Below are 24,113 nucleotides of genomic sequence, written 5' to 3'. Positions count from 1 at the left end.
TTCGAGCAGATGGAATGGTCGCGGGGTGCCCCAGCGTCGCCGCGATGTCAGCCGACCGATCCTAGGGCGCCCGAAATAAAGCGCGCAAGACGCGCACGGGCAAATGCTCCGCATGAACACGCCATAGTTTGCGCATCTGCCCGTTTCGTAGATGACGGGCGAATTGTGTTCGTCACGGCAGCGCGGCCTCCGCTTTCGGAGCCGAGCGGAATGTCTGGACGTGGCGTATCCGACCGGCGAGGTTCGGCCTTGAACCGCTCCGGTTTTGTCGGCAGCTCCAGCTGCTGAGAGGATGGGGCTATGACGAGCAAGACGACGAATGGGTCAAGGCGCTGTGCTCCCAACAAGGACGCTCCGGCCAGCGGCACGGTCCGAGTGCTCGAAGCAGTCTTGAGCAACCGCCATGGACGCGGCTTCAAGTCGATGTGTGGAACGGTCGCGAGCAGCGTCATGTCTGTCTTCGCCAGTTCCAGAGCTTCGGCCAGCCGTAGCCCGGTGTCGCTGATCAGCGCGATAAGGAGGCGCTTGTCGTCGTCCATGTCCAAGCAGGTCGTCTGCACGAACCGGATGGCGCAATTCTCCTGCTGGCGTCATCAGCCCCATGCTCGCGCCTATTTCTCGACAGAACACCTTCCGTTGACCCGATCATAACGGCCGAGGCCTCCTGCAGCCTCATTGAGCGCTTTGCAGAGGCATTCCGCCTGAACCAATGCTCTCGCCGCTCGCTGGCGTTGTTTTGTTACCTCCGTAGCCATGCGATTTACGCAGTCTATAGCTTCCTGAGTTTCGAGAGAACCTTCACAGTTTGGCAGACTGAATTTCGAACGCTCGGCCCCGACGCCGCTAGTGTTGCAAACTGTAGAAGCGAGCCCGGTATCTGCCGCGAGTGTCCATATCAAAAAAATCAAACTCAGTCTTTTCATGGATTTAATTTCCTGTCTGTTTGCTGATATCAGCACCGAAATTGATATTTGACTAGAACTATCTCACGCGAACGCTGAGGTAGCACAGGGGTTGATTAAGCGGTCCTAGCAAGCGCTTCCGCGTCTCTGCGTCATCTGCCGGGCCATGGCAGGTAGAGCAAAGCTCTGAATGTCTGCGTGCGTCCATTTTCCGATGTGGTGGGGCCAGCAACCATTGCGGCCGTGACTTCGCGAAATTCGGTTTCGCGTAAAAATGGCCACATCATTCAATGCTCACGCCGAAACAGCATGGCTTTGTCAGCGAATATCTCGTTGATCTGAACGCGGCCAAGGCGGAATTGCGCGCGGGATGCCGCGGTCACACTGCGAATGAACAGGGTGCGCAACTACGGAAGAGGCCACAAGTCTTGGCAGCGATTGACGCGGCCAAGATGAAGCGAACCAACACCGCATTGTCGCGTCAGGGTATCGGCCAGACACGTTCAACTTATTGTTTTATTGAGAAATTGGCGCGCCATTCAGGACAAAACTGCGAACACGTACTGCATTGAAATCGCGATTTAATTTTTGGATTGACTCGTTGGAGAGGCCCACGTGCTGCGCTCGTGCATTCTGGCTGGCGGTCGCCGAGGCCCAAACGTGCGGGAAACCCGGCTAAGGCGAGAGCTTGGAAGTCCAAGCAACGCGGCGCAATCGCCCGGTTTGACGGGTTGCGAGGGGGGCAGAGGATCGGCCGCCCTGCCATCATTTTGCGGCCGGTCTCTGCGCGGACTCGGCAATGAGATAGCTTTGAGCTTGATATTATGTTCGCGATTATCTGTAGATCGAGTCTGTTCGATGTAAAATTAATGCAATATTTATATTCATAAATAAACAAGATATTTAGATAAATATTAATAAAATACGTATATGTACGTAATATTATTCTACTTATATCCTATTATTATAGATATAAACATTGAAAATAATTCCTGTTGACTCGATATCGAGAGTTTTGCATAAATACTCTTGCGGTGGTTCTTGACGGTCCCTTCTGTTATATCTAATTTTGACGCGATCGACCCGGCTGAATGGCCACGCAAGATTAATTGGGCGACCATGCGTTCACGCAGAGACAAGACGTCGCTGCCAAAGCGCCGGAATGCCCGCTCCATGACATCGCCGTCTGGCTCCTGGGGAGCGGGAGCGGGGGCGGACCGGCTGGTTGCCGGTGTCTGCAACTGGCGCCAATGATGACGCAAAGCTTGACGGACGATAGGCTGGACCAGCCGCAGTCGCGCAAGTTCGGCGTCCGAGAAAGGCGAGCGGCCATTGCTCCTCATGAGTGAGTAAATCGCCATTAATCCGCCTGGCAATTCAAGAAGATAGCCAATTTCCTCGGCGAGCGAACCCGATTGCATCGAGATGCATGGGTGCACTTCCCAGCTGTCAACGTAGTCGCTGGTAAAGAACTCGTCGGGTGCCAAATCCCGCATCCGATAGAGATCTGGCCGGATTCTGTCGGCACAGGCGGTGTAGAATGGATCAAGTAGATATGCACCGTTCAGATAGTTGTCGAGCGCATCGCCAGGGTTGTGGCTGCGAAAACCGTTGAACAGATAGAGAGGACGGGCTTCGGCAGGATAGGCGAAGATGACGCTGAGATCGAAAGGGACCAGGCGTTGCAGCGCGCTATCGAGGACTCCGGTAAGTTCGGGGGAATCGAGGTGAGCCATGATGTCGGCTGCATCCTCATGCCATGTCGCCAGGCGCTCCATGTCAGGCAGGCCATCGGGCCGGGAACCATGCGTCATGCCACCTGCCTTCCGTCCTGAAGCCTTGCGAAAACGCACATGCGTAGGTGTGCCCGCCGGCGTCACCAAGCACCGATTCCATAGCCCCTTGGGGATATTGTCAGCGTCTCGCTCCCTGCATCAATCTCAAGCGGCGAGTGATCGAGACTGTGTTGACAGCGACTGCTCTTGCACGTCCCGCCGGCTGCGTCGACCCCTTGAGGCTAGGGGCTGGAGCCATCGGGGAGGCAAGGGTGAGCTTGAGACAGGCCAGGATTGGGCACTGCATTGCTGCGGAATTCACGACAGGGCGATGGCGTCGGAACGGCGAAAGACTCGGCTCTGGCATCGGAGACTGGCGCAAGCGCGTCGGTTCCCGGCGCGACAAGATCAAATTGAACGTCACGGATAGCGCTTCAAGGCAGAGAAGGGACGACCGCAATGTTGAAGAGGGAATTCCTGGGGTTAGCGGCGATGGGCGCAACCATGATGGCTGCCCCTGCATGGGCGCAGAAGAGCCAAAACATGCTGCGCTGCGCCAGTATTCAGTCGATCACCGCGGTCGACCCTTATTACAACGCGCACCGGGAGGCGATCATCCTCAACGGTCAGCTTGTCTGGGACACGCTCGTCTATCGCGATCCCGAAAGCGCCGACTACGTGCCGCTCCTTGCCAAGTCGTGGCAATGGAAGGACAATGTCACGATCGAATTCGTACTGCGAGACGATGTGAAATTCCATGACGGAATCGGACTTACCGCCGACGACGCGGTCTATACGTTCAATTATATTTCCAATCCAGACAACAAGATAAACGTCCAGAGCAACGTTAACTGGATCAAGAGCGCCGAGAAGACCGGTCCATATTCGTTTATCGTGCATCTCAAAGCGCCATTCCCGCCGGCGCTGGAATACTTCGCCAGCCTGCTGGCGATCTTGCCAAAGGATTTCTATGGTGCAGGTGGGGTCGCCGGGGGCAATGGTCGCCTTGTCGGCACAGGACCTTACCGATTGACCGCCTTTGCACCGGGCGCATCGATCGACGTCGAGCGCTTCGACGGCTACTTTGGCGGCGGCCCGAAAGGGCAACCCGCCATCCAGAAAATTCGCTACCGCACGATCCCGGATCCATCCACCCAGATGGCGGAGCTGCTCAGCGGTGGATTGGACTGGATCTGGTATGTGCCGCCCGATCAGGCTGTCCGGCTGAAGGCATTGCGCCGGCTGACCGTGCGCGCCGACGAGACGATGCGCATCAGCTTCCTGTCGTTCAACATGCGTGACATGGCTGGCAACAATCCGGTCAAGGATATCAGGGTGCGGCGGGCGATCGCACATGCCATCGACCGCGAAACGATCGTCAAGCACATCATTGGCGAGGGGTCGAGCCTGGTGAAGGCGCCGTGCTTTCGCACGCAATTCGGCTGCAGCCAGGACGTTTCGCAGATCGCCTATGATCCGGCGGCCGCCAAACGACTGCTGGCCGAGGCCGGCTATGCCGGCGGGTTGACGTTGGATCTTGTAGTGTCAACGGCGGTCGGTTTCCAGGCCAGCGTGGCGGAGCAAAACCAGGCCAGCGATGGCGCCGGAGGACGATAAGCCAAGGGCCCCGATCGGGGCCCTTGGCTTATCGTCGCGTTCGTTTCTGATCAGCTTTCGGTGATCTCGCCGGTGTTTGGATCGATGTGCTCGACGGTGGCCTGGTTTTGCTCCGCCGCGGCGATAGCGCGGCGTCGGCCGGCGGATTGTTTGAGCCGGTAGCTGTCGCCGTTCATGGCCAGGATGCTGACGTGGTGGGTGAGCCGGTCGAGCAGTGCGCCGGTGAGACGCTCCGATCCCAGGACCGAGGTCCAGTCCTCGAAGGGCAGGTTCGAGGTGACGATGGTCGAGCCGCGCTCGTAGCGTTGCGAGAAGGTCTCGAACAAGAGCTCGGCTCCGGTCGGCGACAACGGCACGTAGCCAAGTTCGTCGACGATGAGCAGCTTGACCGCCTGCAGATCGCGCTGAAGCTTGAGCAGGCGGCGCTCGTCGCGGGCCTCCAGCAACTGGTTGACCAGAGAAGCCGCCGTCGTGAACGTGACGGAGAAGCCTTTCTGGCAAGCCGCCAGGCCAAGTGCGAGCGCGACATGGGTCTTGCCGGTGCCGCTATTGCCGAGCGCGATGATGTTCTCCCGGCGCAGGAGATAACCGCAGCGTGCCAGCTCCAGGACGAGCATCTTGTTGAGGTCGGGGATGGCGGCGAAGTCGAAGGTGTCGAAGCTCTTCACCGCCGGGAAGCGCGCCGCCCGGATGCGCCGCTCGACCGTGCGGCGCTCGCGGTCGATCAGTTCGAGCTCGATCAGGCGCAGCAGATAGCGCGGATGATCGACGCCATCGCGCGCGCATTCGCGGGCGACCTTGTCGTACTCGCGCAGCACCGTCGGCAGCTTCAGCTGCTTGAGATGATGCGCCAGCAGGACCTGCGGCGTGCCGCTGGTCGTTCCCGCCGGCATCGCGTCGCTGGTGTTACTGGTCATGCCGCTTCCTCCGGCAGGAGCACGGCATAGTCGGCGGCCGCGGTTGTCCTGACCGTCGTCCTCGGCAGATGGGGATAGGCCGACAGGTCGAGACGGGCGGGCCTGCGCTCGATCCGCGCCAGCGCGATCAGCTTGACCGCGTCGAAGCCGATGGCACCGAGGCGGATCGCCTCGGTCACCGCGAAGGTCACCATATCTCGCGGCATCGCCTCCATCAGCCGCAGCACCTGGATGAACTCGCGCTTGCCACGGTTGCCCATGCGCGCCTCCAGCAGATGGCGCAGGTGCTGGAAGGCCTCGGGCAGATCCCAGCCCTGGAGCGCCGCCGCCTGGTCGAGCGCATTGGGCTTGGTCTCGATCAGGGCGAGATAATGCAGTGGGTTGGAGACGAACACGCCTTCGCCATAGCAGCGCGGGTGACGGGCAATCTCGGCGCCACCGCACAGGATCACGACCGCATCGACGAAGCCCTTCACCACGACATCCTGAAAGCCGTAAGCTGTGGGCACGGAGTAATCGTTTGAGCGGTAGCGCACCAATGCGGTCGAGGAGACCCGCGCGCTGCGCTTCTCGCACGGCTCCAGCGGCACGGCCGGCAGGTCGCGCAACGCCGCCAGATCGGCGACAAGCCGTTCTCCGATCGTCCCGGCATGCCGCCCGGCTCGTTCCCCCTGCCGGAGACGGCAACGCTCAGCCAGCCTGGCGTTCAGCGCCTCAAAGCTTGCCACCACCGGGATCGGCGTCATGAAGTTGGAGCGGGCGTACTTCACCAGGCCCTCGACCTTGCCCTTGTCGTTGCCCTTGCCTGGACGGCCGAAGCGATCCCGGAACAGATAATGGCTGACCAGCTCGGTGAAGGCGCGGGTTCGCTCGCGCTTGCCGTCGCCGCAGATCTTCGCCACCGCGATGCGCGTGTTGTCGTACAGGATCGACAGCGGCACCCCTTCGAAGAAGCCGAAGGCCGAGACATGGCCGTCCAGGAACGCTTCCGTCGTCTCGCGGGGATAGGCCTTCACGAAGCAGGCGTCCGACTGCGGCAGGTCCATGCAGAAGAAATGGATCTTCTGCCGAACCCCGCCAATCACCGCGATCGCCTCGCCGAAATCCACCTGGGCGTGTCCCGGCGGATGCGCCAGCGGCACGAAGGTCTCGCGCCCACGCGCCCGGCCGATCCGCACGTAATCCTTCACCACCGTGTAGCCGCCAGCGAAACCATGCTCGTCGCGCAGGCGCTCGAAGATCCGCTTGGCCGTATGGCGCTGCTTCACCGGCGCGCTCCGGTCAGCCTCCAGGATTGCGTCGATCACCGGCAGCAACGGACCCAACTTCGGCTTCCCGGCAGGCTTCGTTCGCGTGTACCCCGGCGGCAGCGAGAACCGGCACATCTTCGCAATCGTCTCGCGGCTCAGACCAAAAACACGCGCCGCCTCCCGGCGGCTCTTCCCCTGATTGAACACGAACTGCCGAACCGCCGCGTAGACCTCCACCGCGAACATCCCCGCCAACCCCAAAAGGGATCAGCCTATCCAAATGGATGGCTTTTACGCCGCCCGCGCCAGCACAAACGACGGCGCTTCATTGGATGGTTTTGTCACCGCCCTGCACAAGTTCGACGTCCACCCGAACCAGATTACGCAGTGGCGCAGCCAACTTCTTGACGGGGCTGCCGGCGTCTTCGGGTCCGATGGGAAGTCGGAAGCCACCACGCCCGTGATCGACGTGAAGACGCTGCATGCGAAGATCGGGGAGCTGGCGCTGGAGAATGATTTTTTGTCCGGCGCGCTTGGGCGAAGGCCGGCCTTCTGAGCGCAAAGCGATGATCGACCGCTTGCACGATCTGCCGCTCAACCGGCAGGCGAAGGTGCTCGGGATCAGCCGGGGCAGCGTCTATTATCTGCCCCGCGCGGTTCCTGCCGCCGACCTGGCGTTGATGCGTGCGATCGACGCGCTGCATCTGGAATATCCCTTCGCCGGCAGCCGCATGCTGCAGGGGCTTCTCGGGGCCGATGGTCATTAGGCTGGACGTCTTCACGTCGCGACGCTGATGAAGCGCATGGGGATCGAGGCGCTTTACCGCCGGCCGAACACCTCGAAGCCGGCGCCGGGGCACAAGATCTTCCCCTACCTGCTGCGCAAGCTGCCGGTGACGCGTCCCAATCAGGTCTGGACGATGGACCTCACCTACATCCCAATGGCGCGGGGCTTCGTCTATCTGACGGCCGTCGTAGACTGGTTCAGCCGCAAGGTTCTGGCCTGGCGGCTCTCGATCACGATGGACGTCGCCTTCTGCATCGAGGCCGTCGAGGAGGCGATGGCCCGCTTCGGCAAGCCGGATATCTTCAATACGGACCAGGGCTCGCAGTTCACCAGCCGTGAGTTCACCGGCCTGCTGATCGGCGCGGGCATTCAGATCAGCATGGATGGCAAGGGTGCCTGGCGCGACAACGTCTTCGTCGAGCGCATCTGGAAATCCGTCAAATACGAGGAGGTCTACCTGCGCGCCTACACCAGCGTGTCCGACGCGCGCGCCTCGATCGGACGATATCTCGCCTTTTACAACGGCAGGAGGCCTCACCAGAGTCTGGGACGGCAGACGCCCGACCAAGCCTACTTCAACGCGCTGCAGACAATCCCGGTGGCAGCATGACCAAGGCCGAAATCCACTTAGCAACAGCCCGCAAAATGTTCAGACAAACCGAGCCAGCTCTCTTGGGATTCGACCTGTTTCATTTCACACCCGCCAACCTATTGCGCTTGAAAATGACTGAGAAGCTCGAAGAGGCGAGGGATCTTGATCCCGATTACTCAATGCCTGTTTCGGATGCGATTGATGCCCTCTGGCAGACTGTTCGTCGTCAGATGGTTTGAGACCGTTTGGGTTTCTCAGGAACGGAGGTTCTGGCTCATCTTGGTTTGAGGTTAGGCGGCCTTGGCGTGGTGCTGCAAGCGGCGCTGCTGCAGGGTCTGGCGTTTGATCCTTTCGCGTTCGAGGAGGATGGCCTGGTCGCGGCCGAAGTAGACGTCGGCCGGGGTGAGATTCTCGATGCTTTCGTGATAGCGGCCGTGATTGTAGTGCTCGATGAAGGCGGCGACCTGCCGTTCGAGGTCGCCGGGCAGATAGTAGTTTTCCAGCAGGATGCGGTTCTTCAGGGTCTGGTGCCAGCGCTCGATCTTGCCCTGCGTCTGGGGATGGTAGGGCGCGCCGCGAATGTGCTGCATGCCCTTGCCGTCGAGCCAGGCGGCGAGGTCGGCCGAGATGTAGGACGAGCCGTTGTCGTTCAACAGCCTCGGCCGGTGGGCGACCGTGATCTGGTCGAGCCCCGATGCGGCCAGCGCGAGATCAAGCGTGGCGGTGGCGTCGTCTGCCCGCATCGTGGCGCAGAGCTTCCAGGCGACGATGAAGCGGGAGAAGTCGTCCAGTACGGTCGAGAGATAGTACCAGCCCCATCCGGTGATCTTCAGATAGGTGAAGTCGGTCTGCCAGAGTTGGTTCGGCGCCGTCGTCTTGTCCTTGAACTCGGAAGCCGCCTTGATGACGATGTAAGCCGGGCTGGTGAGCAGATCACGCGCCTTCAGCAGCCGATACACCGACGCCTCCGAGACGAAGTACCTCTTCTCGTCGGTGAAGCGCACTGCCAGCTCGCGCGGGCTGAGTTCCGTCTCGCGTAGCGCCAGTTCGACGATCTCGGCCCGGATTGGGTCAGGAATCCGGTTCCAGACACGGTCGGGCCGAGAGCGATGATCGGCGAGCGCCTCGATCCCACCGGTGAGATAGCGATCGTACCAGCGATAGAACGTGGCGCGGGGAATGCCAAGCTTGTCCAGCGTGCGTCGCGCCGGCAGATGCGAGGCCTCGACCAGGCGAATGGTCTCGGCCTTCTCGGATGCGGGGTATCTCATGTGTCGTCTTCCCCATCCGCCAGCATGCTTTTTTTGAGCAGGCGGTTTTCCAGGGTCAGATCGGCCACGGCCTCCTTCAGTGCCTGCGCCTCGCGACGCAGTTCCTTCACCTCGTCCGACGTCGCCGAGCGGGCCGTGTCACCGGCGAGACGGCGCTTGCCGGCGTCGAGGAACTCCTTCGACCAGCCGTAATACATCGACGAGGCGATCCCCTCGCGCCGGCACAGCTCGGCGATGCTCTCCTCGCCGCGTACGCCTTCCAGCACGATGCGGATCTTCTCTTCGGCCGAGAACTGCCGGCGCGTCGCTCGCCGGATATCCTTCACGACCTGCTCTGCCGGTGCTTTCTCCGGCCCGGATTTCTGTCTCATCTGCGCTCCTGAATGGCTGCGATGATCCAGAAATCCTCCCTTCCCGAAAACCCCTAAATGGTCTCGCGAGCGCTGACGGCGGACACGAGGGCGTCCCCGCCGTCGGCCTCGATGAGTACGGATTCCGCAAAGTGCACCTCGTTCCAGAAGCTCCAGGCGCTGGCCGATTCCGGCAGGATCAGAGATGGAATTCCATCGAGATGAGCATTCTGGCGCAAGTTCGGTTCAACCCGCAGCTCGCGTTCCAGTCGCCGGAGACAAATGAGGGAAGCAGGTCCTTGCCACGCAGCGCTCCGACCGGGATCCCACCCGACACCCGCGCCTATAGCAATGCGGCCCGAGCATCGCTCAGTCAGGAATATCCGCCACGAGGATCGAGCCTGTCTCGGATTCGGTGATGAAGAGCTGCTTCTCGTCCGCCGAGAAGACCATGTTGGTCGTATGGGTCCCGACGCAGGACTCGATGCGATAGAGCGGTTCGCCGCGCGCGCTCATGAGCCAGACGACACCCAGCCCGATATGCGCGATGGCGAGCCGGCCCTTGCTGTCGATCGCGAGGCCATCGGGGCCGCCTCCACCGGAGAGCTGGACGTAGACCCCGACTTTCGCGACGGTACCGTCGGCCATCAGGGGCACACGCCAGACGGCGTTCGCGCGCGTCATCGCGACATAGAGCACGCTCTCATCCGGCGAGAGCACCAGGCCGTTTGGGCTTGGCCCGTTGTCGATCAGGCAGTCGACATGGCCATCCGCCCGCTGGCGGAAGACGCGCCCGGTCGGATCGTGCAGGCCGGTCAAACCCTGGTCGGTAAAGAAGACCTCGCCCTTGCGGGAGATGGTCAGATCGTTGAGCGCCTTCAGCCGTTCCAACCTGACCCGACTGAGGTGGGGAATGATCTCGCCCGTCTTTGGGTCGAGACGCACCAGCCCGTTCTTGTAGTCCGCGATGAGCAATTCGCCGGTCGGCAGAAGCTTCATGCCGTTGGGCTCGCCATCGTATTCCGCGACAAGGCTGAACTCGCCACCGGCCGCGACGTGGAAGACGCGGCCCCATGGAATATCGACGCAGTACAACCCGCCTGTGCCGTCCAGAACGGGACCTTCGAGCAGCGAATGGCCCCAGAGATTGCCCGGCTGGCTCTGGTGCCATTCCGAGGTTGCCGCAGGCTTGCGGAACTGGTCGGGCAGTCTGGCGATGAGCCGTGTCGTCACAATGGCTGGCGGGGCGAACATATCATCTCACTTCAGCGTCTGCGGCAGCCACAAGGCTATGCCGGGAAAGAAATAGAGCAGGAAGGCGAAACCGATGATCAGGAAGCAATAGGGCAACGACGCCCAGGCCACATCCGAGAGCTTGCGGTCCGGCACGATCGACTGCACCGCAAACAGATTCAGCCCCATCGGTGGCGTCAGGGCGCCGAGTTCGATGAACACAACCAGAATGATGCCGAACCAGACGATATCGTATCCGAGCGCGGGCAGCGCCGGGTAGAGCAGCGGCACCGTCAGCAGCACGATGGAGAGGCCGTCGATGAACATGCCGACCACGAGATAGATCAGCAGCAGAATGCAGAAGAATGCGAAGGCCGGGACGTCCAGCGCAGCCAGCCAGCCGGCGAGACCGCGCCCCACGCCGGACGATACGATGGCGAAATTGAGCAGTTGCGCGTTGAGCGTGATGAACATCACGACGGCACTGGTCAGGAGCGCGTTGACCACGGCCTTGCGGAAGCGGGCCGCGCTGAGTTCGCGATAGAGCAGCGACATGACGAGCGCGATTAGGCAGCCGAAAGCCGAGGCCTCGGTCGGAGTGACGATGCCGAAATACATGCCCCCGATGACGGCCGAGATCAGCAGCACCACCGGCAGCACATCGCGGATCGGCTGGCCCGCCACCTCGGCCGCCACGACTTCCCGGCTCGGCATCAGTTGCGGCGACAGGGTCACGCGGATCGCGACATAGACCGAGAAGATCAGTGCCAGCAGGATGCCGGGTACGACGCCGGCCATGAACAGGTCGACGATCGAGGCCTGTGTGATCGAGCCGTAGACGATCAGCGGAATGCTGGGCGGGATCAGGATGCCGAGGCAGCCGCCGGCCGTCAGAGTGCCGAGCGTGAGCCGATCATCGTAGCCGCGCGCGCGCATTTCGCCGACGGCCACCGTGCCGACTGTCAGCGCCGTCGCCACCGACGAGCCGGCGATCGCCGAGAAAATCGCGCAGCCGAAGATGTTGGTCTGGGCAAGCCCGCCTGGAATGCGCCGAAACAGCGGCGCGATGCCGGTGTAGAAGCGCGTCGCGATGCCGCCCTGAAGGATGAGTTCGCCCATCAGAATGAAGAGCGGGATCGAGACCAGCGTGAAATTCGTCGCAGTGTTCCAGATGATGTCGCCGAAGCTCGGCCAGAGCATGGTGCCTGACGCCAGCGAGACGCCGACGATGCCGACGAAGCCCATTGCCGCGCCGATGCTGGCGCCGCCGACGAGGCAGCCCCCGAGCAGAGCCAGGTAGATCAGCAGCAGATCAGTCCAGTTCATGACCGCTCCTCGGCGCGGCTGGCCGCTGTGCCGCGCAACTTGCGCCAGGCGGTTTCGGCGAAGGCCAGCGCCAGCAGCGCGAAGCCGAGCGGCATCAAGGCCTGGGGCCAGGCGAGCGGCGTTTGCGACATCTCGATCGAGCGCGAGTCGAACTGAAAGCTCGTCCAGGCCAGTTTCCCGGTCGCCCAGCACAGCACCGCGCTGACCGCGAGCCCGATCAGCGCACCAAAGGTTTCGGCGGCGCGCTGGAGCGGCAGACTCAACCGTTCGACGATGCCGTCGACGCGCAGGAAGCGCTCGCGCCGCATCGCGGGAACCAGGCAGAGCATGGTGATCGCGCAAAGCCCGTATCCGGAGAATTCGTCGGATACCTGGGTCGAGCGCGACAGCAGCGTGCGCGCCCCGACTTCGAGATTCATCAGGGTGCCGAGCCCGATCAGAATGATCGCGGCCACGGCGATGAGCCAGCGGTCAAGCTGGTCGAAAAACCGGGTCAGCATGACCGTTGCTCGCCGCCGAGGCAGCGCTCCCCTCAGTTGCAGGCAGCCACGGCGACGTCGAGCATCGCCTTGGCCGGCGCGCCGTTCTTGTCGGTCCATTCCTGCCAGATCGGCTTGACCGTCTGCTGGAGCTGGGTGTTTTCCGCCGCGGTGACCTCGCGCAGCTTCACGCCCTTCTCGGCCAGGGTCTTGCGCGCATCCTTGTCGGCCTGGATCAGCTCCGTGCGGTAGCGGCCGGCCCATTCCTGCGACTTGGCCTGCAGGAGCTGCTTGAGATCGGCCGGCAGCTTGTCGAGCGCCGCCTGGTTCACCGCCACGATCTGGTGCGCCAGCGTCAGGTTCAGCATCAGCGCATAGGGCGTGACCTCGTTGAACTTCCAGTCGAGCGCTGGCACGGCCGCCGTGAAGGCACCGTCGACGACCTTGCGCTGCAGGGCCGGAATCACTTCGGCAGGCGTGATCGACACGCCGGAGCCGCCAAGCAGCCGCATCATCTCACTCTGCTCGCGATTCCAGGAACGGGCCTTCAGGTTCTTGAAGGCGTCGAGCGTTTCCACCGGCTTGGTCAGCCAGAGCTGCTGCGGCGGCATTACCCATTGCATGGCGCTGTGGACCTTGAAGCGCTTGCCGAGTTCATCGTCGATCGCAGGCGCGATGGCAGGAGCGACCTTGTCGTAGAACTTGTCCATCGAGGTGCAGGAGAACGGCATCGACAGGGCATTCAGCGCAGGCACGTCGCCAGCGACGAAGCCAAAGGCGACATCGCCCATCTCGACCTGGTTCTGCGCGACGACGCGGAGCACGTCGGCCGCCTTGTAGGGCAGTTCGCCGGAGGCGAAGACGTTGATCTTGAAGCGTCCGCCGCTGGCCTTGCCGATATCCTCGGCGAAGGCCTTGTGCAGCAGGGTCGGCTTATCGTTGGCGGCGAAGTAGGTGTAGAATTTCCACTCCACATCCGCAGCCCGGGCGGCGGTCATGGAGGTGGCAAGCGCTGCGAGCGCAGTCAAAGTGATGAGACGCATGGTATCCTCCCAAGGATGGTTGATGCCGCATTCGCGGTCATTGTTCGTGAACCGCCTCTCGGCGGCATAGGTCAGCGATAGACGAGATCCCGCAAGGCGAGCGAAATCCAGGGCATGTAGGTGATCAGCATCAGGCAGGCGAAGACCACGCCGATGAAGGGCAGCAGCGACTTGGTCATCCGGTCGAGCGAAATCCTGGCGACCGCGCAGGCGGCGAAGAGGTTGACGCCGAAGGGCGGCGTGATCATGCCCAGCGCCAGATTGACTACCATGACCATGCCGAAATGCACCGGGTCGATGCCGAAGCGCGCTGCGACCGGAGCCAGGATCGGCGCCAGCACGATGATCGCAGCCGATGTCTCGATGAACATGCCGATCACGAACAGAAACAGGTTGACCGCAAGCAGGAAGGACCAGCCACTGTCGAAGGTCGCCGTGATATAGGCGCCGATCTGGGCAGGCACGCCGGCGCGCGTCAGCAGGAAGCTGAACAACCCGGCCATCGCGATGATCAGCATGATCACCGAGGACGACACCACCGATTTGCGCAGGATCGCGACGACGCCGGTCAGATCGAGTTCGCGATAGATGAAGCAACTGACCACCAGCGCGTAGAACACCGCGACGATCGAGGCCTCCGTCGGCGTGAACACGCCGCCATAGATGCCGCCCAGAATGATCACCGGCATCATCAGGGCAAGGCCCGCCGCCTTCGTCGCGGGCCAGGGCGAAAGCCGCCCCTCGCGGTCGTTCTTGCCGTAGCCGCGCAGGCGACACCAGACCAGGACCGACAGCATCAGCGCCGCAGCGATCAGCAGGCCGGGGCCGAACCCCGCAACGAAGAGCTCGCCGATCGAGACCTCTGCTGCGACGCCATAGAGGATCATCGGGATCGAGGGCGGAATGATCACCCCAAGTTCGGCGGCGCTCGCTTGGAGGGACGCAGCGAAAGTGATGGGATAGCCATGCTTGACCATGGCGGGGATCAGGATCGCGCCGATGGCAAAGGTCGTCGCGACACTCGAACCGGAGACGGCGGCGAAGATCATGCAGGTCAGGATGCAGGTGCAGGCGAGCCCGCCCTGGACGCCGCCGACCAGGCTCTTGGCGAAATCGACCAGGCGGCGCGAAATCCCGCCCTCGCCCATCAGATTGCCGGCGAGAATGAAGAACGGCACGGCCGCCAGCGGGAACTTGTCGAGCGAGGCGAAGGCCTGCTGCGCGACCAGCACGAGAGGCAGCGAGGTGAACAGGCCGAGGCCTGCAACCGCTGCCAGGCCGACCGCGATCGCCACGGGCACCGAGCACAGGAACAGCACGCACATCGTGACGAGCATGGTGGCGGTCATGATGATGGTCCTTCAGACCGCAGTTTCGAGTTCTTCGCGCCGCGGATCGAAGAAATGCGCGAGCACGGCGAGCATCGAGACCAGCGCTCCGGTCGGAATCGCGGCATAGGCATAGCTTACCGGGATTTCGAGCCCGGCAAGATTCTGGAAGCGAACCCGCTGGGTCAAGTCGAGGCCGAACCAGAACAGGATGCCGAGCAGTGTCAGCGTCGCCAGTGCGATCACGCCCTGGAGCAAGCGACGGCTACGACCCGTCGCGAGGCGATAGAGCAGATCGACCGAGACGAGCGAACCCGCCCGCACCGCCGCCGCCAGGCCGAGATATGCCATCCAGATCAGCATCATCCGGATCAGCGGCTCCGACCAGGTCGCCGGCTCTTGCAGGATGAAGCGGGTCAGGACCTGGAACAGCCCGGCGCAGGCTGCAATCGTCATGGCGGCGCAGCCCAGCGCCAGAGACGCCCCGGTGACGAGGCGCTCGGTCGCGAGCAGGAGCGCGACGCCCCGGTTCGGCTGCGCGCTCACTTCTGGTCCTTGATACGCGCGATGGTCGCCTCGCCGAAGCGCTTGCCGAGTTCGGCAAAGGCCGGCTTCAGCAGATCTTGGAACTTCGCGGTGTCGACCTTCTCGACGACCTGAAGGCCAAGCTTGCGCAATTCGTCGACGCCGGTCTTCTCGACCTTGCCGACCTCGTCCTTGCAGATCACCATGGCGCGGCGCCCCGCCTCGACGAACAGCTTCTGATCCTCGGGCGAAAGTGCCTCGAAGGCGCGCGGAGCCATCACGAAGCCGACCGGGGTGAAGGCATGGTTGGTGATGGTCAGGTATTTCTGCACCTGGCCGAACTTGTTGTTGAGGATCGCGCCGATCGGGTTCTCCTGCCCGTCGACGACGCCCTGTTGCAGCGCCGTGAACACCTCCGGCAGGGCCATCGGCGTCGGCAGCGCGCCGAGCGCGCGCCAGACCTGGAGATGGATCTGGTTCTCCTGGGTGCGGATCTTCAACCCCTTGACGTCTTCGGGCCCGTTGACCGGACGGCGGCTATTGGTGAGCTGACGGAAGCCGATGCCGCCGAAAGCCAGGCCCTGAAGCCCCTTGGCCTTGAACTTGGCCAGAATCTCCTGGCCGATCGGCCCGTCGAGCACGGCCTGGGCGTGGTCGAAGTCGCGGAAGAGGAAGGGAATGTCGAAGACCTGAACGTCGGGCACGAAATTGGCGATGACCGAGGTCGAAGGCACGGTCAGATCGACCGTGCCGATCTGCAGACCTTCCAGCACCTCGCGGTCGCCGCCGAGCGCCCCGCCCGGATGCAGGCGGATCTCGATGCGGCCATTGGTCTTGGCCTTGATCTCCTCGGCGAAGGCGGTCATCGCGATGCCTTCGGGCGCCGTGGCGCGGCCGACGAAGGCGAGGTTCAAAACCTTGGGCTGCTGCGCCTGGGCGGATGAGAGCCCGGCAAGGCAGGCTGCGCCGACGAGCGCGGAACGAAGGATGGATTTCAGTCGCATGGTCGTCTCCTCTGGGATGTGGTCGCGGTTGAATCCGACGAGCCGGCTATTCGATGGTCCAATGATGGGCGATGAAGGGTTCGAGCCTCTCCGGCGTCAGGTCGAGACCCAACCCCGGCGCGTCCGGCACGGTGACGGCGCCGTCGGCATCGAGCGGGTGGCTCGCGAAGGCGGTGCGCAGCGGATTTTCCGACGGATCATACTCGAACAGCGGCCAGCGCAACCGGCCGCGTCGCTCCGGCAGGCAGGCGGCGAAATGCAGCGAGGCCTGGAAGTTGACGACCGAGCCCCAGACATGAGGAACCAGGGCGACTTCGAAGGCCTCGCATAGTGCCGAGATGCGCATCCCCTCCGACAGGCCGCCGCAGAGGCCGAGATCGGGCTGGATGAAGTCGAACACGCCAGCGGTCAGGTAGTCGCGAAAGGCACGCAGGCCAAACAGCGCCTCGCCGCCCGCCAGCGGCATCGGTGAACTGGCGGCGAACCGGCGATAGCCCGGCAGGTCGTCATGCGCGATCGGCTCCTCGAGCCAGACCGGGTCAACCTCGGCCAGCCTGCGGGCGATGGCCAGCGCGCCCTCGACGGTGAAGCCCTCGTTGAGATCGATCATGAGCGGCATCGCATCGCCGATCTGCGCGCGGACCTTCTGCACTGTTGCCCCGTCGCGGGCCGGATCGGTGCCCATCCGGAGCTTGATCGCCCGGAAACCGGCATCGAGATAACTGCCGATATCGGCCTCGAAATCCCGGTAGGGGTCGCTGCCGGGCTTCATGAACGGGCCGCTGACATAGGCCGGGATCCGGTTGCGCAGTTGGCCGCCGAGCAGGGCATGCACCGGCTTGCCAGCGATCTGTCCGGCGAGATCCCACAGCGCGACGTCGAGGGCGCCCAGCGCCATCGTCGAAATGCCGCGCCGGTCGTAACCGAGCCTTGCCGCCATGGACTGCCACCCGGCACGCGGCAGGGTCGCGTCATGGCCGAGCAGCACGGGCGCGAAATGCTCCCGCACCAGCGCGGCCGCCGCACCCGGATAGGCCCAGCTCTCGCCCCAGCCGACAGCGCCCGCATCGCTGACGACGCGCAGCAGCAGCGCGCCACGGCGGTCAAACATTTGCCGCGAATTGCCGACGGTCTCGCTGAGCCGGGCGGATAGCTCGAACCCGTCGATGCGGACGATCCTGGGGGGCGTTGAAAGCATAAGAGGCTTCGGGTCTCGACAGGGAAGCCATCGTAGATCAGCTTTGCCATCGCTAATCCAATTTGATTATCTACGGCGGTATTCATCAGGAATTCAAATATGAGATGGGAGTGAGCATGAGGTTCACTATCGCGCAGCTCGAGGCCTTCTTCTGGACGGTCCGCCTGGGCTCGCTCAGCAAGGCGGCCAGCCATCTGCACATGTCGCAGCCGACCATTTCGCTGCGTCTGCGGGACCTCGAGCAGGCGCTCAACCTCAAGCTCTTCCAGCGCAACGGGCGCGGCCTCGCTGCCACGCCGGATGGCCTCGCGCTTCTGCCGCGCGCGGCGGCGCTGCTGGAGGAAGCAGACAAGATCATGCTCCAGACCGATCCGGAGGTCGTGACAGGAAGCATCCGCGTCGGCTTCGCGGAAGGCTTCGCCATGACCTGCCTACCGACCTTGCTGGAAACGGTGCGCGCCGACTATCCGCTGCTGAAGGCGGAATACGTCGTCTCGATCAGCTATGAACTGGAGCGTGAGCTCAACGACCGGCATCTCGATCTCGCCGTCCTCGTCAACCCGATCGGGAGGCCGGGCATGCGGCTGGTGCCGCTCGGCGTGCAGGACACCGCCTGGGTCGCCTCGACCAAATGGAAGCTTGGGCCGGAGGTCAGGCCGGCCGATCTCTATCGGCTTCCCATCGTCAGCAACCAGCCGCGATCGGCGATGTTTCGGCAAATCAAGGACTGGTTCGCCACCGCGGGCCTCGAGCCGGTCCGCCACGATCTCTGCAACAGCGTCGCCGTCATCGGCCACCTCGTATCCTCGGGCGTCGCGCTGGGCGTCCTGCCGGCCCGGATGATGGAGGCGGAGGTGCGAGCCGGGCTTGTCGATGTCCTGCACCCCATCCCGGAGCTGAACCATGGCAGGGTCTATGCAAGCTATCCGGAGGGAGGGCTCACCGGCCCGGTGAGCGCCATGCTGAAATCGATCCAGAAGTCGCTCGACGCGATCGATTATCTCAAGGTGGATGGAGCGTTGTGATTGACCGCCGCCGGGATCAGCCGGTTGCGGAATGCGATGCTGCACCGGCAGCAGGCAGCAGGAACGGCACCTGCTCCAGGACTCTTTGCGCCGCGGCAATGACGGCCCCGATCTCGGCCGTCCCTCCGCCGACGCGGTGACCCGCGCAGAGCGATGCATGCTGGAAATCCGGCACGGACCGCAGCTTGACGACACGCCCTCCGGCGAGACTGGCCTCCATCAGTTTCACCGGCAGGAAGGCGGCTGCCACACCCTCTTGGACCAGATGGGCAATCACCATCTGGCCGGTGCAAAAATCGAGGCGGCGCGGTTTGACATCGGCCGCGCTGAACCAGTCGGTGATCTGCCGATGCATCGCGGAAGGCGGCGGATTCGTGAGGATCTGACAGTCCTGCAGATCGGCGGGACGCACGATCGGCCCGAGTCCGAGACTGCTGGCTGCGACCCAGGCCGCCTCCTGACGCCCGAGCTCGACAAGCCTGATGGCCGCCCCGTCGCTGGGGCGGACGAGGAAGGCGAGGTCCAGCCGATGCTCGCGCAGTTCGTCTTCGAGCCTGGAACTCGTCGCGACCGAGAGTTCCAGGCGCAGCAGCGGATAGAGCGATGCAAGGTCCTTGAGAATCCGGGGCAGACAGGCAACGGCGAATGTTTCCGGCATGCCGACCTTCACCGTGCCGTGGAGGGCGCCGGTCGACCCCGCTCGTTCGCGCATCCGCCCCAGCTCCTCGATGATCGAGATGGCGTGGCCGAAGAGCTGTTCGCCCTCGGGACTGAGTTTGAATGCGGCACCGGAGCGTTCGAAGACTTTCACACCCAGCTCGTCCTGCAGCGATTTCAGCCGCAGCGAGACCGTCGGCTGCGCCAGGAACAGGTGCCTGGCAGCGGCCTGAACCGAGCCCAGCCGCGCGGTCCAGACGAAGGCCTCCAGTTCCGCGATCGTCGGGCGCATTGAAATTCCCAATGTTGTTGGACGAGATAATCCAATTGGATTTGCGATTGCAATGCGGCTTACGCTGCCTCCCAGAAGTCGGATAATCGACCTTTCAGGGGAGAGTGTGATGCAGCGACCGGTTCGGGCTCTGGCCTTTCTTGCGACCTTTGCAATCTCTGCGCTCGGCGCGCAGGCGCAGGATTTCCCGAAGATCAATCTCAAGGTTTCTGGCGGCAACCAGACCCAGAACCTGTTCCAGAAGATCTATAAGCCGTTCTTCACCGAGCAGCTTGCCGCGCGCACCAATGGCGCGATCACGACGACCTTCGGCTCGCTGGAAGAACTCGGCCTGCGCGGACCGGAGGTGCTGCGCCTGCTGCGGCAGGGCGTGTTCGACATCTCCGAGGCGACGATGAGCTATATGGCGGGCGAGGATTCCCGCTTCGACGGCCTCGATCTGCCCGGCGTCACCGTCGATATCGCCACCCAGCGCAAGGCCGCCGACGCCTTCCGCCCCGCGCTCGCCAAGGCGCTGGAGACGAAATACAACACCAAGCTCCTGAGCATGAGCCCGGTCGCGGCGCAGATGTTCTACTGCAAGGGCGAGGTCCTCGGCCTGGACTCGCTGCGCGGCAAGGCTGTGCGCACCTTCAATCGCGCCATGTCGCAGATGGTCGAGGGTGCTGGCGGCTCCTCGGTGAACGTGCCCTTCGCCGAGGTCATCCCGGCGATGCAGCGCGGCGTCGCGCAATGCGCGGTGACCGGCACGTCAGCCGGCAATACGGCGCGCTGGTGGGAGGTGAGCGACCACCTCTATGCCCTGCCGATGGGCTGGTCGATGACCTTCTTCGGCGCCAATCTGAGCAGCTGGTCGAAGCTCGATGCAAAAACCCGTGCATTTCTCGAACAGCAGTTCGCCGAGCTGGAAGACCGCATGTGGACGCAGGCCGGCAGCGATATCCAGGACGGTGTGAACTGCAACACTGGCCTGGGCCCCTGCAAGGACGGCATCGAAGCCAATCCCAAGATGAAGTTCGTGACGGTTTCCGAGCCGGACAAGGCTGCCGCGCAGAAGATCCTGCGCGAGCGCGTCCTGCCCGATTGGGCCAAGCGCTGCGGCCCCGAATGCGTTGCCGAGTGGAACGCGACGGTCGGCAAGGTCGCGGGCGTCGAGGCGACGGCGCAGTAGCCGTCGGCTCCAGCGAGGCGGATCGCCATGACCCGATTTCACGCAATCGTCGCGGCCATCTCGCTGTGGATGGCCCGTATCGGCGGCCTGATGCTCGTCGGAGCCTCGGTGGTGATCACCATGGAAATCCTGGCGCGCAAGGTGATCCACATTCCCTTCAGCGTCGGCACGGAGTTGTCGAGCTATGCACTCGCCATCTCCGCCAGCTGGTCCTTCAGCTACGCTCTCCTGAATCGCGCGCATGTACGGATCGACGTGATCCGGAACTGGGCGCCGCCCACCGTCAGGTTCGGCCTCGATGTTCTGGCGCTCGGCTCGCTCGGGGCCGTCGCCCTCATCATGGCCTGGTTCGCCTGGGACACGGTCGATACATCCTGGACCCTGGGCGCGCGCGAGAACACCTCGCTCGGGACGCTGCTCGTGATCCCGCAAGGGCTCTGGTTTGTCGGGTTGATCTGGTTTGCTTTCGTCTGCGTGGAACAGCTCGGCCTCGTCGCGCTCGCCCTGATGCGCGGCAACAGCGCTGCGGCTGCCGCGATCGTCACGACGCCCGACGTCGCCGACGAGATCGAAGAGGCGCTTGACGCGGTCGATGCCCAGCCCGTGATGCCGAGGTAGCCGCCATGGTCCCAACCTCGCTCGGCCTCCTCATTGTCCTGCTCGGCCTCAGCATTCCCGTCGGTGCGGCGCTGCTGTTGCTGGCGCTCTCACTCGGGGCGGCGTTCTCGCCGATGCCGATCTATCTCGCCATGGGGGAGGTGATCTGGTCGGCCTCGACCAATGCCATCCTCGTCAGCGTGCCGCTCTTCGTGCTGCTCGGCGAGATCCTGCTGCGCTCAGGCATGGCAGACCGGCTCTACAGCTCGATGAGTCATTGGCTGGCCTGGCTGCCGGGCGGCCTGATGCACGCCAATATCGGTGCCTCGATGGTGTTCGCGGCGACGTCCGGATCAAGCGTGGCAACCGCCGCCACGATCGGAACCGTCGCGACCCCGGTCATCAAGACCTATGGCTATGGCGAAAAGCTGTTTCTCGGCACGGTCGCCGCCGGCGGAACGCTGGGCATCCTGATCCCGCCCTCGATCAACCTGATCATCTATGGCTGGCTGACACAGACCTCGGTGCCGCAGCTCTATCTGGCCGGTTTCGTGCCCGGCATCGTGCTTGGCCTGATCTTCATGGCGACGATCCTGATCTGCTGCCTGATCCGGCCCGAATGGCGCGGGCGCCGCATCGAGACCTCCTGGAAGGAGCGTGTCGCAAGCTTGAGCGGCCTCGTTCCGCCGGGGATCATCTTCCTGATCGTGATCGGCAGCATCTACGCCGGCTTCGCGACACCGACGGAATCGGCCGCACTTGGCGTCGTCGTCGCCATCGGGTTGGCAGCGATCAATCGCAGGCTCTCGATCCGGATGATCCTCGAGGCGCTGGACGGAACGATGCGGACTTCGGCGATGATCATGCTGATCGTCGCTTCGGCCTTCTTCCTGAATTTCGTGCTGTCGGCGATCGGCCTCGTCGGCGCGCTGAACAGCTTCATCACCGGGCTCGGGCTGGGGCCGATGGGCACGCTGGTCGCGATCATCATCTTCTACCTGATCCTCGGCTGCTTCATGGAGCCGCTGCCGATGATGATCGTGACGATCCCGATCATCGTTCCCGTCATCGTCCAGGCCGGGTTCGATCCGGTCTGGTTCGGCATCATGGTCGTCCTGCTTTGCGAGACCGCGATGATCACGCCGCCCGTCGGCGTCAACCTCTATGTCGTCCAGGGCGTCAGAGGGCGCGGCGTCATAAGCGACGTCATCCTCGGCGTCCTGCCCTTCATCGGAAGCCTGCTCGTCATGATCGTCCTGATCATTGCGGCGCCCGGCATCGTGATGTGGCTGCCACGCCTGATCGGCGCGCAGTGACCATGGCCAAATCATCTGACATTCGGAGACCCATGTGACCTATCCCCGAACCGTAACGTTGCGTGGCCAGTCGATCGAGATCACCGAGGCCAAGCGCGCCGCCCGCATCGCCGAGATGCCGGAGATCGACTGGATCGAGGATCGCGATCTGCGCGACAAGGTCATCGACGCCTGGGTTGCGGCATTGGAGGCCCATGGCTTCACGCAGATCGGCGAGATGAAGCCCTCGGGCAACTATGACTCCTACCCTTTGCTGACCGGCACGCAATGCGACCATATGCGCTCGGTCTGTCGCCTGGCGGTGAAAACCGCCGAGGAGATGGCCGCGCTCTTCCCGAACTTCCGCTACAACCGCGATATCCTGATCGCCGGCGCGCTGTGCCACGACATCGGCAAGGTCTGGGAGTTCCAGCCGGATAATGTGAAGCGCTGGAAGGCCGATCCCTACGCTGTCGGCTTCCCCTCGATCCGCCACCCCGGCTACGGCGTCTTCATCTGCTTCAGCATGGATCTGCCCGAAGCGGTCGCCCATATCGCAGCGGCTCATTCGGCCGAGGGCGAGCTGCTCGAGCGCAGTCTCGAAAACACGATCGTCCACTGGGCCGACGTGACCTTCTGGAAGGTCGTCCAGGCAGGGCGACAGTTCGCCGAGACCGACACCTGGCTCGACGGCCTGACCGGTGGGGTCAGCGGACAACCGAAAGCCGGCAGCGCCTGAAGGGCAAATATCGTGCTCCTCGATGCTGCCTGTCGGCAACCAGGCGGCATTTGACGCAGGGGCGAGCCCGCGCAACGAAAGACATTGGGCTGCAGGCGTGAGCGAAATCCGCCGAAGCCGACTATCGCAAAACACCCAGTAAGCCAGCCTCGGCTGCGGAACTCGTCGCCAACCGGGATCGCCCGGAACTGGGCGCTTCGGATGTCGGCAATGGGCCAACCTTCCCCTAAGAATCCTGGGACGTCACCCCACTTCTGCCCCCGCTTGACGATCGTAAGCGCCCGATCAGGCAGCGGCTCCTGCAGGCAAGCTATCGATATCAAGGCTGAGCGGGTCGCAGCAGCGGCGAGAAACGGCAAGCGGTGGCTATCTGGTGGCTATTGGCAGAATGGATCACTCGCTGCGGCCGAGTCCGTAATCCAAAAAAGCCAATCTAAACAGATAGTTAAGTGGCGCGCCCGACACGATTCGAACGTGTGACCTTTGCCTTCGGAGGGCAACGCTCTATCCAGCTGAGCTACGGGCGCAAACCGTGAAAGGTGGATAGCCGATCGCGGCTCGCTCGGCAATGCGGGATTTTGCGAAGGAGCGAAGGGCCCGGCAGGCAATGGTCATATGTTCGAAGCGTGTCGGGCGCGCCGCGGGTGTGGCTGAAGGATGAGGTCCAGGCATCTGTGGAAGGGCGACAAAAACCCAAGAATGCGCCTTGGCGCCATAGGCCGGGTCTGTATGTTGCGACC

At 63.1% G+C, this 24,113-nt stretch carries 22 protein-coding genes, 1 tRNA gene and 1 pseudogene; 9 read left to right on the top strand and 15 right to left on the bottom strand.

Translation table 11 applies throughout. The features are described 5' to 3' along the window. Window positions 1–47 precede the first annotated feature (47 nt). Window positions 48–539: a site-specific integrase gene (locus C8D03_RS26060; RefSeq protein WP_146170105.1), complete on the bottom strand. Its 492-nt coding sequence runs from the start codon at window positions 537–539 to the stop codon at window positions 48–50. Window positions 540–1,192: 653 nt separating this feature from the next. On the opposite strand from C8D03_RS26060, the gene C8D03_RS06570 reads away from it, so the two are divergent. Beyond that, the gene (locus C8D03_RS06570; RefSeq protein ID WP_108045544.1) at window positions 1,193–1,474 is read left to right on the top strand and encodes a terminase small subunit; all 282 of its coding nucleotides are present in this window, start codon (window positions 1,193–1,195) and stop codon (window positions 1,472–1,474) included. 375 nt (window positions 1,475–1,849) lie between these two features. Here C8D03_RS06570 and C8D03_RS06565 read toward each other — a convergent pair whose 3' ends face one another. Next, a complete protein-coding gene (locus C8D03_RS06565; protein WP_248308374.1) occupies window positions 1,850–2,716 on the bottom strand; it encodes a helix-turn-helix transcriptional regulator in 867 nt (288 codons plus the stop codon). 420 nt (window positions 2,717–3,136) lie between these two features. On the opposite strand from C8D03_RS06565, the gene C8D03_RS06560 reads away from it, so the two are divergent. Continuing rightward, window positions 3,137–4,294 carry an ABC transporter substrate-binding protein gene (locus tag C8D03_RS06560; protein WP_108045543.1) on the top strand — a complete coding sequence of 386 codons (1,158 nt, stop codon included), beginning with the start codon at window positions 3,137–3,139 and terminating at the stop codon, window positions 4,292–4,294. 50 nt (window positions 4,295–4,344) lie between these two features. Here the strand turns inward: C8D03_RS06560 and istB are convergent, their stop codons facing one another. Further along, on the bottom strand, window positions 4,345–5,187 hold the full coding sequence (gene istB / locus C8D03_RS06555) for an IS21-like element helper ATPase IstB (RefSeq protein WP_108045077.1): 843 nt from the start codon (window positions 5,185–5,187) through the stop codon (window positions 4,345–4,347). A 20-nt stretch (window positions 5,188–5,207) separates the two neighbouring features. Then, window positions 5,208–6,707, bottom strand: a complete 1,500-nt coding sequence (gene istA, locus C8D03_RS06550; protein WP_108045076.1) for an IS21 family transposase — start codon at window positions 6,705–6,707, stop codon at window positions 5,208–5,210. Window positions 6,708–6,816: 109 nt separating this feature from the next. Between istA and C8D03_RS06545 the strand changes: the two are divergent. Beyond that, window positions 6,817–7,858, top strand: a pseudogene (locus C8D03_RS06545) (IS3 family transposase); the annotation flags it as partial. After that, the gene (locus tag C8D03_RS06540) at window positions 7,855–8,079 is read left to right on the top strand and encodes a hypothetical protein (RefSeq protein WP_108045542.1); all 225 of its coding nucleotides are present in this window, start codon (window positions 7,855–7,857) and stop codon (window positions 8,077–8,079) included. The pseudogene C8D03_RS06545 and the gene C8D03_RS06540, both read left to right, overlap by 4 nt. Window positions 8,080–8,130: 51 nt before the next feature. Here C8D03_RS06540 and C8D03_RS06535 read toward each other — a convergent pair. The 9 genes from C8D03_RS06535 to C8D03_RS06495 all read right to left on the bottom strand — a co-directional run bounded on the left by C8D03_RS06535 (window position 8,131) and on the right by C8D03_RS06495 (window position 17,597). Beyond that, window positions 8,131–9,482, bottom strand: a protein-coding gene (locus C8D03_RS06535) for an IS3 family transposase (RefSeq protein ID WP_108045541.1) whose coding sequence is annotated in 2 segments (ribosomal slippage) — window positions 8,131–9,146 and window positions 9,146–9,482 — 1,353 coding nt in all. Because the reading frame shifts where the segments join, the coding sequence is not laid out codon by codon here. A 348-nt stretch (window positions 9,483–9,830) separates the two neighbouring features. Further along, window positions 9,831–10,715, bottom strand: a complete 885-nt coding sequence (locus C8D03_RS06530) for an SMP-30/gluconolactonase/LRE family protein (protein WP_108045540.1) — start codon at window positions 10,713–10,715, stop codon at window positions 9,831–9,833. A 6-nt stretch (window positions 10,716–10,721) separates the two neighbouring features. Further along, a complete protein-coding gene (locus tag C8D03_RS06525) occupies window positions 10,722–12,020 on the bottom strand; it encodes a TRAP transporter large permease (RefSeq protein WP_108045539.1) in 1,299 nt (432 codons plus the stop codon). After that, window positions 12,017–12,520, bottom strand: coding sequence for a TRAP transporter small permease (locus C8D03_RS06520; protein ID WP_181300728.1), 504 nt, complete (start codon window positions 12,518–12,520; stop codon window positions 12,017–12,019). Before C8D03_RS06520 ends, C8D03_RS06525 begins: the two co-directional genes overlap by 4 nt. A 32-nt stretch (window positions 12,521–12,552) precedes the next feature. Further along, window positions 12,553–13,542, bottom strand: a complete 990-nt coding sequence (dctP, locus tag C8D03_RS06515) for a TRAP transporter substrate-binding protein DctP (protein ID WP_108045537.1) — start codon at window positions 13,540–13,542, stop codon at window positions 12,553–12,555. A gap of 71 nt (window positions 13,543–13,613) precedes the next feature. Further along, window positions 13,614–14,891 carry a TRAP transporter large permease gene (locus C8D03_RS06510; RefSeq protein WP_108045536.1) on the bottom strand — a complete coding sequence of 426 codons (1,278 nt, stop codon included), beginning with the start codon at window positions 14,889–14,891 and terminating at the stop codon, window positions 13,614–13,616. A gap of 12 nt (window positions 14,892–14,903) precedes the next feature. Beyond that, window positions 14,904–15,416: a TRAP transporter small permease gene (locus C8D03_RS06505; RefSeq protein WP_108045535.1), complete on the bottom strand. Its 513-nt coding sequence runs from the start codon at window positions 15,414–15,416 to the stop codon at window positions 14,904–14,906. Continuing rightward, entirely contained in the window at window positions 15,413–16,399 is a 987-nt protein-coding gene (locus tag C8D03_RS06500; RefSeq protein WP_108045534.1) for a TRAP transporter substrate-binding protein, read from the bottom strand. The genes C8D03_RS06505 and C8D03_RS06500 overlap by 4 nt, the downstream gene beginning before the upstream one ends. A gap of 46 nt (window positions 16,400–16,445) precedes the next feature. Then, window positions 16,446–17,597 carry a mandelate racemase/muconate lactonizing enzyme family protein gene (locus C8D03_RS06495; RefSeq protein WP_108045533.1) on the bottom strand — a complete coding sequence of 384 codons (1,152 nt, stop codon included), beginning with the start codon at window positions 17,595–17,597 and terminating at the stop codon, window positions 16,446–16,448. Between the two features lie 116 nt (window positions 17,598–17,713). Between C8D03_RS06495 and C8D03_RS06490 the strand changes: the two genes are divergently transcribed. Further along, window positions 17,714–18,622, top strand: coding sequence for a LysR family transcriptional regulator (locus tag C8D03_RS06490; RefSeq protein WP_181300726.1), 909 nt, complete (start codon window positions 17,714–17,716; stop codon window positions 18,620–18,622). A 16-nt stretch (window positions 18,623–18,638) separates the two neighbouring features. Here the strand turns inward: C8D03_RS06490 and C8D03_RS06485 are convergent, their stop codons facing one another. Beyond that, window positions 18,639–19,769, bottom strand: a complete 1,131-nt coding sequence (locus tag C8D03_RS06485) for a LysR family transcriptional regulator (RefSeq protein ID WP_210203897.1) — start codon at window positions 19,767–19,769, stop codon at window positions 18,639–18,641. Between C8D03_RS06485 and C8D03_RS06480 the strand changes: the two genes are divergently transcribed. The 4 genes from C8D03_RS06480 to C8D03_RS06465 are packed head-to-tail and all read left to right on the top strand — an operon-like array spanning window position 19,681 to window position 23,373. Then, entirely contained in the window at window positions 19,681–20,742 is a 1,062-nt protein-coding gene (locus C8D03_RS06480) for a TRAP transporter substrate-binding protein (RefSeq protein WP_181300724.1), read from the top strand. The genes C8D03_RS06485 and C8D03_RS06480 overlap by 89 nt on opposite strands. Window positions 20,743–20,769: 27 nt before the next feature. Then, entirely contained in the window at window positions 20,770–21,360 is a 591-nt protein-coding gene (locus tag C8D03_RS06475; protein WP_108045529.1) for a TRAP transporter small permease subunit, read from the top strand. Window positions 21,361–21,365: 5 nt separating this feature from the next. Next, entirely contained in the window at window positions 21,366–22,655 is a 1,290-nt protein-coding gene (locus C8D03_RS06470; RefSeq protein WP_108045528.1) for a TRAP transporter large permease, read from the top strand. Between the two features lie 34 nt (window positions 22,656–22,689). Then, window positions 22,690–23,373 carry an HD domain-containing protein gene (locus C8D03_RS06465; RefSeq protein ID WP_210203896.1) on the top strand — a complete coding sequence of 228 codons (684 nt, stop codon included), beginning with the start codon at window positions 22,690–22,692 and terminating at the stop codon, window positions 23,371–23,373. Window positions 23,374–23,823: 450 nt separating this feature from the next. On the opposite strand, the gene C8D03_RS06460 is transcribed toward C8D03_RS06465, so the two are convergent. Further along, window positions 23,824–23,900 (bottom strand) — tRNA-Arg (locus tag C8D03_RS06460). Window positions 23,901–24,113 lie beyond the last annotated feature (213 nt).

The organism is Bosea sp. 124, assembly GCF_003046175.1.
In the GTDB taxonomy this organism is placed as follows: Bacteria; Pseudomonadota; Alphaproteobacteria; order Rhizobiales; family Beijerinckiaceae; genus Allobosea.
Note: the sequence above shows the minus strand (reverse complement) of the source record. Positions and strands in the feature narration are given on the sequence as shown.